12 protein-coding genes are annotated in these 12,652 nt (G+C 56.4%); 8 read left to right on the forward strand and 4 right to left on the reverse strand.

Annotation, left to right across the window (positions count from 1 at the left end; genetic code table 11):
• Positions 1–42: 42 nt before the first annotated feature.
• Both F3J29_RS06340 and F3J29_RS06345 read left to right on the forward strand, forming a co-directional pair.
• Positions 43–489, forward strand: a complete 447-nt coding sequence (locus F3J29_RS06340) for a DUF3290 domain-containing protein (protein ID WP_166863949.1) — start codon at positions 43–45, stop codon at positions 487–489.
• Between the two features lie 9 nt (positions 490–498).
• Positions 499–1,134 (forward strand): DUF421 domain-containing protein, encoded by a 636-nt coding sequence (locus F3J29_RS06345; protein ID WP_166863951.1) that lies wholly within the window; start codon positions 499–501, stop codon positions 1,132–1,134.
• A 106-nt stretch (positions 1,135–1,240) separates the two neighbouring features.
• On the opposite strand, the gene F3J29_RS06350 is transcribed toward F3J29_RS06345, so the two are convergent.
• Positions 1,241–2,047, reverse strand: coding sequence for a 5'-nucleotidase, lipoprotein e(P4) family (locus F3J29_RS06350; RefSeq protein ID WP_166863952.1), 807 nt, complete (start codon positions 2,045–2,047; stop codon positions 1,241–1,243).
• A 177-nt stretch (positions 2,048–2,224) separates the two neighbouring features.
• On the opposite strand from F3J29_RS06350, the gene F3J29_RS06355 reads away from it, so the two are divergent.
• Positions 2,225–3,244, forward strand: coding sequence for a Ppx/GppA phosphatase family protein (locus F3J29_RS06355; RefSeq protein ID WP_166863955.1), 1,020 nt, complete (start codon positions 2,225–2,227; stop codon positions 3,242–3,244).
• A 48-nt stretch (positions 3,245–3,292) separates the two neighbouring features.
• On the opposite strand, the gene F3J29_RS06360 is transcribed toward F3J29_RS06355, so the two are convergent.
• Positions 3,293–4,504, reverse strand: coding sequence for an MFS transporter (locus F3J29_RS06360; RefSeq protein WP_166863958.1), 1,212 nt, complete (start codon positions 4,502–4,504; stop codon positions 3,293–3,295).
• 108 nt (positions 4,505–4,612) lie between these two features.
• Here F3J29_RS06360 and F3J29_RS06365 point away from each other — a divergent pair, with 108 nt between their 5' ends.
• Positions 4,613–7,297 carry an ATP-binding protein gene (locus F3J29_RS06365; RefSeq protein ID WP_166863962.1) on the forward strand — a complete coding sequence of 895 codons (2,685 nt, stop codon included), beginning with the start codon at positions 4,613–4,615 and terminating at the stop codon, positions 7,295–7,297.
• Between the two features lie 122 nt (positions 7,298–7,419).
• Complete coding sequence (locus F3J29_RS06370; RefSeq protein ID WP_166863965.1) at positions 7,420–8,595, forward strand: YbfB/YjiJ family MFS transporter; 1,176 nt, start codon at positions 7,420–7,422, stop codon at positions 8,593–8,595.
• On the opposite strand, the gene F3J29_RS06375 is transcribed toward F3J29_RS06370, so the two are convergent.
• Entirely contained in the window at positions 8,578–9,426 is an 849-nt protein-coding gene (locus F3J29_RS06375; protein WP_166863968.1) for a LysR family transcriptional regulator, read from the reverse strand. The two genes, F3J29_RS06370 and F3J29_RS06375, sit on opposite strands and share 18 nt — an antisense overlap.
• A 91-nt stretch (positions 9,427–9,517) precedes the next feature.
• On the opposite strand from F3J29_RS06375, the gene F3J29_RS06380 reads away from it, so the two are divergent.
• Positions 9,518–10,573, forward strand: a complete 1,056-nt coding sequence (locus tag F3J29_RS06380; RefSeq protein WP_166863970.1) for an NAD(P)H-dependent flavin oxidoreductase — start codon at positions 9,518–9,520, stop codon at positions 10,571–10,573.
• Positions 10,574–10,580: 7 nt separating this feature from the next.
• Here F3J29_RS06380 and F3J29_RS06385 read toward each other — a convergent pair whose 3' ends face one another.
• Positions 10,581–11,468, reverse strand: a complete 888-nt coding sequence (locus tag F3J29_RS06385; protein WP_166863973.1) for a LysR family transcriptional regulator — start codon at positions 11,466–11,468, stop codon at positions 10,581–10,583.
• Positions 11,469–11,556: 88 nt separating this feature from the next.
• Between F3J29_RS06385 and F3J29_RS06390 the strand changes: the two genes are divergently transcribed.
• Both F3J29_RS06390 and F3J29_RS06395 read left to right on the forward strand, forming a co-directional pair.
• Positions 11,557–12,111 carry an NAD(P)H-dependent oxidoreductase gene (locus F3J29_RS06390; protein ID WP_166863976.1) on the forward strand — a complete coding sequence of 185 codons (555 nt, stop codon included), beginning with the start codon at positions 11,557–11,559 and terminating at the stop codon, positions 12,109–12,111.
• A gap of 79 nt (positions 12,112–12,190) precedes the next feature.
• A complete protein-coding gene (locus F3J29_RS06395) occupies positions 12,191–12,652 on the forward strand; it encodes a hypothetical protein (protein WP_166863979.1) in 462 nt (153 codons plus the stop codon).

Below are 12,652 nucleotides of genomic sequence, written 5' to 3' on the forward strand. Positions count from 1 at the left end.
ATAATAAAAATGGGATCTGAAGGGTTTAGGGATTATAACGGTATGAGATTTTATGGCATAGATTATCTACAAACGCAGTCTAATATTAATGATTATTTAAAATACATCATTATATTTAGCGCTTTATTTATCCTGATCGTTTTTTTTAGTCTGTACATGCGTCATCGCTTACAAACTAAATATCGAGATCTAACAATTATAGTATTTTTATTTTTACTCTTCATTTCTGGTGTTCAGTATGCAGATTATACTGACAGTCAAAATATACACTCTCAATCATCCCAAATGGTTAACTTTGTCAAATTGTTATCAAAAGAAAAAGAAGTAAATGTGAACTCTATTTTTTCAAGTTCAGTACAACTCTCGGATGGCATTATTGTCAAAATGAATGACCTTTATTATCGCGTTAATTTAAGCCAGGATCAAAAAACATACAACCTGGCTGAAGTTTCGTTAGTAAACCCGGATATAGAAATTATAAAAAACTGAGGAATGGCAATGATAATTTATACACCTATCATGATAAAGCTGGGTCTGGGGATACTGTGTTTAATTGTTCAAATCAATCTTATGGGGAAGGGGAATCTGGCGCCTTCATCCGCAATGGATCAGGTTCAGAACTATGTGCTCGGCGGAATTATCGGTGGCGTCATCTACAATGAATCGATAACGGTACTGCAATTTGTGTTGGTATTGATTATATGGACCTTCCTTGTCTTTGTTCTTAAGTTTTTAAAAGAGAATAATCGACTGGTTAAAAGAATCATTGATGGCAAACCTATTACTCTGGTACATAATGGCAGTGTTAATGTCAAAGAGTGTTTACGTAATGGTGTTTCCGCGAATGATTTGATGTTCAAATTAAGAGCGAATGGCATATATGAAATAGAACAATTGAAGCGAGTGGTTCTCGAGCAAAATGGGCAATTAACCATTATACAAAGCGGTGATGAAAACATACGCTATCCAATTATAGTTGATGGTTTAGCTAACCATGATCTTCTCGAAATACTTAACAAGGACAACGCCTGGTTAGAAAACGAAGTTACCAAGCAAGGCTTCAACAAAATCAGCGAAGTCTATTTGGGCGAGTATCTCTCGGGTAGAATCAATTTATACGGATATGAAAAGTAATAGCTAAAATAAAGCGCTTTACCTACTGGATTATAGATAAAGTAAATGTGTTTCATCGTTTAACTGTCACGATAAAAACCCCACCGCACGGGTGGGGCGAGACCCGTTATTTACCAGACCAGGTACGCAGCGCGTTTTCACGGGCTTCAGCCTGTTGGGCCGTATTGAGCTTGTAGTAGTCTGGCGCCAAAGCACCTTCCCAGTCGCCGTACATTGGGTTTGGCAGCACGATGAACTGGGTGCCAAACTTGCTGCGGTTATCGCTGGCAAACTGCTGGCGCTGGGACTGGTCCTTGTGGTAAGTCGCTTTGCCAAAGTCATTCAGGTTGTCGCCGATGTACATCACCACGTCATAGCCTTCGGCCTTGATCGCATCGAAACGGGCCTGTTTGTTAGAGCTGTCGGTTTTCAGGCGCACGGTTTTGTCGCTCACGCCGGTAAAGCCCAGGGCTTTCATGTTGGCGACGGTGGCGTCGAAGTCTTTGCTGTCGCGGTTGGACACATAGAACATCGTGCCGCCGTGGCTGTTCACGTAGTTAGCAAAATCCACCGCGCCCGGGACGGCCAGCGCCTGGCGAGCCTGAGTCCACTGGGACCAGGTTTTGTCGTCAAACGCTTTGTTGTTTTTGGCCTGCCACGCGCTGTAGGCGCTGTTGTCGAGCATGGTTTCGTCCAGATCCACGATAACGGCACGCTTAGCGTGGCCCTGCTTAGCGGACTGATCCCACGCGGCGCGAGCGCTGTTAAATGACTGGTACGCCAGCGCACGGTATTCGCCGGATTGCTGGAACCAGTCCACCGCCATCACCGTCTGGCTCGCCAGTTTTTGATCCGCCGCCTGCTGCTGATTGGCACAACCCGTCAGGCTGACCAGCACCAGCGCTACTGCGCCACACACTAAACTTTTCTTCATTTTTATGTCCTTACCCTTGCTTTTATCATTAACGCCATTGATACCTGCCGGCCCCTGCACTGAACAATGCCGGCACTTTTTCTAACAAAATCAGCAGGTATTGTTAAAAAGTGTTTTACCGAATATTAAAGCTACGTTATCAATAGCTTTTTAATGGATCGACAGTGGATACTCAATATGACAAAAATATTTCGACGCAATTTTTTTTCCCTGATGGTGGTAGCGGCCTTACCCGGCGCGAGCGTTCCGGCCCACGCCGCTGGCTGTGAAGAGACGCGGGCGGGCATCGACATGGGCTCCGGCACCACCAAGCTGGTGGTTGCCAAAGTAGATACCTGCCAGCGGCGCATCAACAAAGTGCTGTTCGAAGATCAGCGTCCCATCGGTTTTAACGAAGATTTGTCTAAATCTGCGGACAACACGCTCAGCCCGGCCATTCAACAGCGGGGGCAGGCGGCGCTGCGCGAGCTAGCCGCAGAGGCTGCCCGCTATCATCCCGCCCGCTTTAACGGCGTGGCTACCGCCGTTTTCCGCAGCGCGTCTAACGCCGGGCAGACGATTGATGCCTTCAACCGGGCTGCTCCGGTGAATTTGAAAATTATTACTCAGGAACAAGAGGCCGAGCTGGGCTTCCTGTCCGCCAAAGCCTCGATGCCGGTACCGCTGGCAGACGACCAGATGGTGGTCTGGGACATTGGCGGCGGGTCGATGCAAATGACGACCTGGCTGCAAAAACACGACAAATGGCAGCCGGAGATTTACCAGGGCAAGCTGGCCTCCGTCACGCTGAAGAACTACATCATTGACGTGGTGAAAAACAAAGATCTGCATGACGTTAGCTCCCCCAACCCGATTGGTTCCCTGCGTGACGGCGTGCTGCGTTTTGTTCGCTTCTATGCCACCACTCACGTCAGCCCGGAGATGAAACAGGCGCTGGCTAAGCGTACCGTCGTGGGTATCGGCGGGGTGCATGACTTCTCCGTCAGCAAGCAGCTCAATGAAAAGGTTTACACCCTTGCCGATCTGCAAAAAGCGTCCGCCAGCCAGGTGTGGAAAGGGGATTCAGAGCTGCGCGGTGATTACCGGGCGACCGACGTCAGCAACCTGCTGCTGGTTCAGGGCTATATGGAAGCCCTGAAAATCCCTCAGGTGACTGTGGTGAAGGCCAACCTCGTTCAAGGCGTGCTGATTCAGTAACGTCTCATGCTTCAGGCGGCGACGATTTTCCTGCCGCCGCCTGGGGTACTACCCGCGTTTTCGTTGCCCGATCAGATGAATGATTAGCCCGATAAGGCTAAGCCCACCGCCCAGCATCGACGCCAGTTCCCAGCCCCCCAGCCGCCACATCAGGCTCGCGCCCCACGAGCCCAGCGCGCCGCCGATAAACATCCCGCTCATAAAGACCGTATTGATACGGCTGCGGGCTTCCGGCCTCAGGGCATAGATCACGTGCTGGTTAGAGATCAGCGCCGACTGCTCGCCCAGATCCATCAGGATGATGCCAATCACCAGCCCGGTGAGCGAAGTCCACAATCCCAGCACCGCAAACGAGATAACCATCACCAGCGCCCCAAGCCCGATAACGGTATAGGGTCCCCGGCGGTCGGCAATTCGCCCGGCAAGCGGCGCAATCAGGATGCCTACGGCGCCCACAATACCCATCAGACCGGCGACGTCTGCGCCAAGATGAAACGCGGCATGGAGCTGCAAGGCCAGAATGGTCCACAGGCCGATGAACGAGCCAAACAGCGCGGCCTGAATCCAGGTCGCCCGGCGCAGCAGGGGTTCTTCACGCCACAGAGAAACCAGCGAGCGCATCAGGGTCATATAGCGCTGTTTATTGCCCGACGTATGGTGCGGCAGGGTAAAGAACAGCATCAGCCAGCCGAACGTGGTTGCCACCGCGCCCAACCAAAAGGTGGCGCGCCATCCCCAGTGGTCGCCGCTAAAACCGCCGACGGCCCGGCCAAGCAATATCCCGCACAGCACGCCGCTCATGACCGTGCCGACCACCTGTCCACGGCGTTCGGGTTTAGCCAGCTCGGCGGCGAACGGCACTATTTGCTGGGCCACGGATCCCGTCACGCCCACTGCAGCGGAGGCAATAATAATTGTGACAACATTGGGCGCTAAGGCCAGGCACGCCAGCGCCACTGCCAGCCCCGCAGACTGGCAAAGGATCAACGTGCGGCGGTTAATCTTGTCACCCAGCGGCACAAGTAAGAACAAACCAAAGGCAAAACCAAGCTGGGTTGCCGTCGGCGCAAGGCTGACCAGCGCGAGCTGGCCGGGAAACGCCTGCTGAAGCAGTTCCAGAAGCGGCTGGTTGTAGTAGACATTGGCGACAAAAACCCCGCAGGCCAGCGCCATGATCAGCAGCAGAGTGGAGGTTAAAGGCGAATTCTTTTCCGCCTCGGGCGGACGATTCAGGGTGATGCTCAGGGGATTCTCCGACATGATTTTTCTCTCTGGGAATGACGAGTCCTGATGCTGAACGATTGTCCGCCCGCAATCTTTGCCCTAAAATTTCAGACTTCTGAAATCATCTGAAAAGCGACCGTTCTTATGCCTGCCGACGAGACCCAACTCCGTTCAGAAAGAGATGACGACATGGTGGTCTTTGGCCGCTATCAGCTGTTTCCTGATTTGGGACTGCTGCTCAGGGACGGCGTTCGGCTGGAGCCGGGCGAGCGGGCAATGGCCGTGCTCCGGCTGCTGGTCAGCGAAGCCGGGCAGGTGGTGACCAAAGAGACGCTGCTGGCCACCGTCTGGCCGAAAGAGATCGTCGAAGAGAATAACCTGCAGGCGCAAATCTCCGCTTTGCGCAAAATTTTTGGTCCCGATCGCAATTTGATCACCACGGTGTTTGGCCGGGGCTACTGCTTTACCGCCACGGTGAATAAGCTGCAGGCGGCGACGTCCTCGCTGCCGGCCACCGCTCCGGCTACGGCATTGCCTCGCCCCCGTTCACCGCTGATAGGGCGCGAAAAGGAACTGGGCGACATCAGAAAACGGCTGATCGAGCATACTATTTGTACGCTGGCGGGCCCGGCGGGCATCGGTAAAACCAGGCTGTTGCTGGAAGTGGCGCGGGAGTCCGCCAGCCTTTTTCCCGATGGCGTCTTTTTTGCCGATTTGTCCGGCCTGAACAGCGGGTCAGATCCCGCCCCTGTTTTGCGCGCCGCGCTGGCCGGTATTCGTGGCGCGGGGCAGTCACAGCCTCGCCCGACGCTGCTGGTGATTGATAACTGTGAGCATGTTTTGGCCGCCTGCGCCAGGGAAATTGAGCCTCTACTACAGAGAAACGAATTACTGAGCATTTTGCTCACCAGCCAGTCTCCGCTGGGGCTTGAAGGGGAGCAGGTTTACCGCGTTGGGCCGCTGACTTTGCCGCCCGCGCAACTGGCCGCCAGCGAGGCGCAAAGCTTTAGCGCGGTTGAGTTTCTGGTCCAGCGCATTCAGGCGGTAGATTACGCGTTCCGCCTGAGTGAAGAGAACCTCGGCCCGATCCTGGCGCTTTGCCGTTTGCTGGACGCCGTACCGCTGGCGCTGGAAATTGTGGCTGCGCGCGTTGCCAGCCTGGGCCCGGATGTCGTGCTGGCCGACCTGAGCGGGCGGGAGACGCTCCCCGAAACGCCGGGACTCACGGCTTCCCGGCACAGAACGCTCACCGAGGCGCTGGACTGGAGTTACCGGTTACTTACGGCTGAGGAGCAGCGAGTGTTTCATGCCCTGGCGGTGTTTCCCGGAGAATTTGACCTTGCCGCCGCGAAAGGATTGCTGCCGCAGGAAGAGGTCAGCGACGTGGTGGCCAGCATGGTGGCGAAATCGCTTTTGGTTTTGCAGGCGGGCACCCGCCCGGCCAGGTATCGCTATCTCAACATTGTGCGCACGTACGCTCGCCGGACGCTGGCCCAAAATAGCCCCCAGATTTTTCTCCGCCATGCGCAACTCGTGGCCGACAGCATGGCACGGGCCAGAGTTGCCTGGGCCGAAGAGTCCAGTCCGCAGTGGCGGCGTCAGTATGGCTACTTAATCGACGATCTCAGGGCGGCGGCGGACTGGTGTTTTGGAGTGGGTCAAAACGCCCCGCTGGGACGCAGTATTCTCGCTAACGCCACGCCGTTCTGGATCCAGCTTTCACTGCACGGCGAGTGCCGTCAGCGGATTACCGCCGCGATTAACGACCCGCACAATGGCCAGGCTACGCCGCGCGAAGAGATGCTAATGCAGGCGGCGTTAGGCTCGGCGCTGGGCTGGGCGCAAGGGCCCATTGAAGAAAATGGCCAGGCCTGGCGGCGGGCCGGAGAGCTTGCCAGCGCGCTTGGCGACGGAGAAATGCAATTACAGGCCGAGTACGGGCTGTGGCTGTATCACCTGCGCAGTGGCCGTTATGAGCAGGCCGCAGAGAACGGCAAAAAAATGGCTGAACTGGCGACGCAAACCGGTGATTACGGCGCGCTATTAACCGCCCGTCGCCTTGTGGGCACCGCGCTGCATTTTTCCGGCGAGCAACAGGCCGCACTCAGCGAAATTCAGGCTTTGCTGGATCGTACAGTGGATGATGACAGCCAGAGAGCGCCTTTCCGCTTTGGGCTGGATCAGCGCGTGGCGGGCTGGGCTTTTCTGGTGCGGGCGCTATGGGTGACTGGCGATGTGGCGAAAGCCAGAAGAGCGGCGCAGCTGGCGGTAGAAGAAGCCCGGGCGCTGGATCACGCCTGTTCGCTGTGTGCCGCTCTCGCGGAAGGCACCTGCACGCTGGCGGCCTTAACCGGAGATACCGCTGGCGTGCTGCAAGTTGCCGCACAGATTGACGCCATCGCCCTGGAGCACGGTCTGGGCTTCTGGCGCCTTTATGCGGCCGCTTTTATCTTCTGGGGCAGGCTACGCCAGCAGCCTGAAACGATACTTCCCCAACAGATCCTCGCCATGCTTACCCGGCTGCGGGCCAATGGTTTCGATCCCGCTTATTCACTTTTTCTCTCTGATTTCGCCGCCGCGCTGGCGCAAAAAGGCCAGCCCGAGGTAGCCGAAGCGCTGATCGCCGGGCGGCTGTCCGGGCTGGACGTCAACCAGTCACTCTGGAACCTGCCCGAGCTGATGCGGGTTCAGGCGCACATTCGTTACGGCAGCCAACCAGAATGTGGCCTGGAGTTCAGCATGGCGCTGCAGTCTGCGCTGCTGCTGGCACAAACCCAGACGGCCAAAGGCTGGATCCAGCGCATAGAAACCGATCTGCGTCAGCTGTGATCTTCCGATGAAATGCAAAGCGGCAGAAAAGCCGCTTGCTTGTTGCTCTTGCCGATATTAATCTCAAAATAAGATTTAAATAAAAACAACATTCATATTTAGAGATTAAAACGGTGAGGGTAATGACAATGCATTTCAGGCCAGAAATTCGTGCGCTGCAGCTGGCGCTTGCGGGTGCAGTGGTGCTGGCGATAGGTATGGGCTACGGGCGTTTTTCCTATACCGGCATTCTGCCGGTGATGCTGAAAGAAGGGCTGCTGTCGCTGCATCAGGGCAACCTCGCCGCATCGGCTAACTACGCAGGTTATCTTATTGGTGCCTTACTGCTGGCGAAAGCTAAGCCCGCCGACGCGCGGCGGTTAAACATGGTCTCCGTCGGATTAACCATTGGCTGCCTGCTTCTGCTGGCATGGACGAAATCGCCGTGGGCGGTGGTAGCGGTTCGGGGGGTTGCCGGCCTGTTGAGCGCGGTGTCGCTGATTGCGGCTTCACTGTGGCTCCTGCAGCACATGAAGCACCATACCGGCGCGCCGGTGCTGTATGCCGGGGTTGGGCTGGGGATCTTTTTATCCGCGGAATTTATCGCGCTGGGTAAAGCTTATGGCTATACCAGTCAGCAAATCTGGCTGCTGTGCGGGATCGCTGCGCTGCTATTGTTTGTGCTGGTGTTTAAACTGCTGCTTAGCCCACCGGATTATCTGATCGACGACCAAAGGCAGGCGTCCAGTCAGCTTCAGCCGGCGGCAGAGAATGCTAAAGCGGCGTGGAAACTGCTGGCTATCTACGGCCTGGCGGGCTTCGGGTATATCATTACGGCCACCTATTTACCGCTTTTTCTTTCCGGGTCACTTAGTACGCTGGATCCGGTGCAGCTTTGGGCTATCTTTGGCCTGGCCGCGATACCGTCCTGTTTTGTCTGGCATCAAATCGTCTTGAAGTATGGTTATCGCCGCGCTTTTGCCGCCAATCTTCTGGTTCAAGCCGCTGGCGTAGTGCTTCCGGCCTTTAGCCACTCGCTGCTTTTTTGCCTGTTAAGCGCTGTGCTGGTGGGCTTTACCTTCACCGGCACGGTGACGATAGCCTTACCGGAAGCCAGGAGGCTGGCGCATCTGGTACGCTTCAATATGATCGCGGCGATGACCGCTATTTACGGCATCGGGCAGATTGTTGGGCCGTTGGTTGCCGGGGAGCTGTACGGTATAACGGGCAGTTTTAACGGCTCATTAGCGGCCGCAGCCAGCGCATTGCTGCTGGCCGGCGGGCTGGTGCTAACGGGGCGTTCAAAGGTTGCTGGCTGAGGCGAGTATCTGCTTCATCGCTTCAAGCGCGGTGGAGCGATAGCCCTTACGCCAGACTAGCTGAGTGAGGGCGTCGGCCACAAACCGTTGCTGCGTGCCTTCCGGTAAAGCCAGCGTCGCCGCGACGCTTTCCGGGAGCACGCCGCTGCAGCGTCCTGCGGCAACGGAAGCGATCATCGAGTGATAAGAGCTGACGTCCTGTACTTCCACCAGAGTTTGTGCGTTGAGCAAAGCCTCACCGCGCGCCCGATAGGAACATCCGCGCGGAAAAGCGGCAAGACGAGGATGATTGCCGCTGGCGGTTTCCGGCACGAGCAGCATCAGGCGTTCAGTGAACACATCCATGGACTCAAGATCTTCGGGGCAGTGAACCTGTCCCCCTGCTTCCGGTAACAGGCTCACCAGCGCGCAGTCCAGTGAAGCGTGGCGAAGCTGCTCCAGCAGCTGCTGCGTCGGCTGGGTGGTTAAGGTGAGGGAGACATCAGGGTACTGATGGTGAAATTGCTGGAACACCGGCATCAGGCGGCTGACCGCGGTGGCCTCCATCGAGCCCATATTCAGTGCGCCTGCAGGCTTACCCGGATGCAGCGCCTGTCGGGCTTCTTCCGCCAGGCTAAGTATTTTTTTGGTGTAGCAGAGAAAACTTTCGCCTTCTGGCGACAGGATCATTTTCTTGCTGTCGCGCACGAACAACGCGACGCCAAGATCGTCTTCCAGTTGCTGAATGCGGGTGGTGATGTTCGACTGCACGCGGCCAAGCCTTTGGGCGGCTTTCGTCACGCTTTGTTCTTCGGCAACGATTTTGAACATCTGCAGTGTGGTGTGGTTCATATTTTTCATTCTCAATATGATAATGATCTTGATCTTAACATCTTCAAATAAGATGTTAAGCCTTCAATCTCTCATTTCCTGAGGTAGCGCCATGTTTCGTAGCCTTTCACAACTGCTCGCGATAGACCATCCCATCATACAGGCCCCTATGGCGGGCGTCTCCACCCCGGAACTGGCGGCGGCGGTCAGCAATGCCGGCGGCCTTGGTTCGCTGGGCGTTGGCGCGAGCGACGTTGTACAGGCCAGGACAGCCATCCTGAAAACGCAGGCCTTAACCTCGCGTCCGTTCAGCGTGAATCTGTTTTGCCATCAGCCTGCCAAACGGGATGAGGCGCTGGAGCGCACATGGATTGATAGCCTGCGGCCGCTGTTCGCTGAGTTTGGCGGCACGCCGCCGGAAACGCTCCGCGAAATTTATCAAAGCTTTATTGGCCACGAAGCAATGCTGGAGATGCTGCTGGAGACGGCTCCGGCCGCGGTCAGCTTCCATTTTGGTGTGCCCGATCGCGACGTTGTGCAGGCCTTCCACGAAAGAGGAATTGTGACGCTCGCCACCGCCACCCGGCCTGAGGAGGCGTTGCAGATTCAGGCAAACGGCGTGGATGTGATTGTAGCGCAGGGTTTTGAAGCGGGCGGGCATCGCGGGATGTTCGACGAGAAGGCTCACGATACACAGCTCAGCACCTTCGCGCTGGTACAGCTGCTGAAAACACAGGTGGATCTGCCCATTGTTGCCGCTGGCGGGATCATGGACGGGGCCGGTATTCACGCCATGCTAAGCGTGGGGGCGGATGCAGTACAGCTGGGTACCGCGTTTCTGCTTTGCCCTGAGTCAGCCGCCGATGCAGGCTACCGGCAGCGGCTGAAATCCAGCCGATTGCACCAGACGGAAATGACCCACGCTATCTCAGGCAGGGCAGCCAGAAGCCTGGAAAACGATTATTGCCGCCACGGGCGGACTGCTGGCCAGCATGCCGTCCCGGCTTACCCGGTAGCCTACGATATTGGTAAAGCCCTCGCCAGTATCGCAAAAGGCAACGGCCATCTGGGCTACAGCGCGCACTGGGCCGGGCAGGGCGTGAACCTTATCCGCGAAATGCCGGCCGCTGAATTACTGCAAACGCTGGTCTGCGAAGCCGGGCTATAAAACAGGGTTACTTCAACAACGCCATTAAAATCGCGGCCACGTGCTGCAGGGCTACATCCTGGCTTCGGCGTTTATGCCAGGTCAGGTGCAGTGAAAACCCCGGCAGAGCGACAGGGGCAGGGAAGGCGACGAGCCCTTCAGTAAAAGGTATGACCCGGGAAGGCAGCAGGGCCAGCATATCCGACGCCAGCAGCAGCTGCGGCACCATCTGGAAATTCGGCAATACCAGCCCTACGCGGCGGCGTAATCCCAACCTGGAGAGTTCCGCATCCACCGGAGTGGCGCTTTCCCCTTTCCCGGAGGTGATAATGTGCGGCCAGGCGAGCCAGCGCTCAAGACTGAGCCCGGATGCGGCAGGATGCCCTTCACGCATCGCCACAACATAGTGCTCGTCCATCAGCAGTTCGCTGTGAATGTCTGCGGCAGGCTGAGGAAAGACCGAAATGGCGATGTCCGTTGTCCCGTTAAGTAATGCGGTCTCTGCCTGTTCTGCGCCAGTCCAGCCCTGAACGATGGGATCAATTCCCGGGGCAGACTGCTGAAGTTTTTGCATCATTGGCACCAGCACGAACAGCGCCGGGAAATCCGCCATCGTTATCCGCAGCTTTTGCTTAATTTGATGCAGCGGGATCGCCGGCGGATCGATAAGTTCAGTAATACCGCCCAGCACGGATTTCAGCGGAGCACGAAGAGACTGCGCAAGGGGCGTCAGCCGCATGGTGCCTCTGCCGCGCTCCAGCAGTTCGTCGTGGAAAAGATCGCGGCAGCGGGCAAGGGCCGCAGACGTAGCCGACTGCGACAGGCAAAGTCTGTCGGCGGCACGGGTGACGTGCGCCTCGTCGAGCAGGGCGTCCAGCACCACCAGTAGGTTGAGATCCAGCGTTCTTAAATTCATGTTGTAGATAATAGATTATCTTGATTATCTGTTGGAGTAATTTTCTGTGCCTCGCCATTATCGTCTCATCAACCCAAGGAGACGCCCCATGAACAAAACCCTGATTTTACTTTTTCACCCGGATTTGTCCCGTTCCAGTGCCAATGCGGCGCTGGCGCAAGAAGCTGCGAAACTTCAAAACGTCGAGCTGGTCGATGTCCAGGCACTTTACCCTGCCGGGATCGACATTTACCGCGACGGCGAGCGTGAAGCAGCCCGGCTACTCGCCGCCGACCGCATTGTGCTGCAGTTCCCGATTCACTGGTATTCCATGCCGGCCATTATGCGCCAGTGGCAGGACGCGGTGCTGACGCGAATGTTCTACCTGCATTACGAGGAGGAGGGGCGAAAGCTGGAAGGCACGCCGCTGTATGTGGCGGTCACCGCCGGTAACGTGGAGGAGGCTTATCGCCCCGGAGGCCGGAATCTTTTTACCCTCGAATCTCTGTTAGCCCCCCTTCGAGCCACGGCCAACCGCTGCGGCCTGACCTGGCATGCCCCGTTTGTGGTCTACACTGCCGATAAGCTTGACGCTGCGGGGCTGAAAACGAAGGCAGAAGCGTATGCGCAGGCGCTTACCCGGTGGCGTGAAAACAAATTTTGAATTTTTTAGCAATATTTCTCGCGCTGATTCGTCTACCTCATCACAAGTGATTAGCCGTGACTTTACTGAGGTAAACATAATGAGAGATTTTGATATGCACCGACATGAACACCGCCGCCGTGGATTCTGTGGCCACCGCATGGGCAAGCCGATTTTGCTCTGCGTGGCATTGTTTGTCGCACTCGGCCTGATCGTGATGACGCTGTGGAATGCAGTGCTGCCCGGCCTGCTGGGCGTGAAAGAGATTGGCTTCTGGCAGTCTTTAGGCCTGCTGGCGCTGTGCCGCATTCTGTTCGGTGGCCTGGGCTTCCGCCCCGGCATGTTTGGCAAAGCCCGTCGCCGCATGCACGAACGCTGGATGCAAATGACGCCGGAGCAGCGCGAAGCGTTTATGCGGCATCGCCGCGAGAAATTTGGCTTTGGTCACCGCGATCGCTGCGGCTGGCATTCCCGCTGGGATGAGAAAATGGATCCGCGCCCTCAGCCTCAGCCGCCGGTACAGCCAGATGAAAACGGCGCTAAAAAACCGGACGCTGAGTGA

It is taken from the genome of Enterobacter sp. Cy-643, from assembly GCF_011752815.1.
In the GTDB taxonomy this organism is placed as follows: domain Bacteria; phylum Pseudomonadota; class Gammaproteobacteria; order Enterobacterales; family Enterobacteriaceae; genus Cedecea.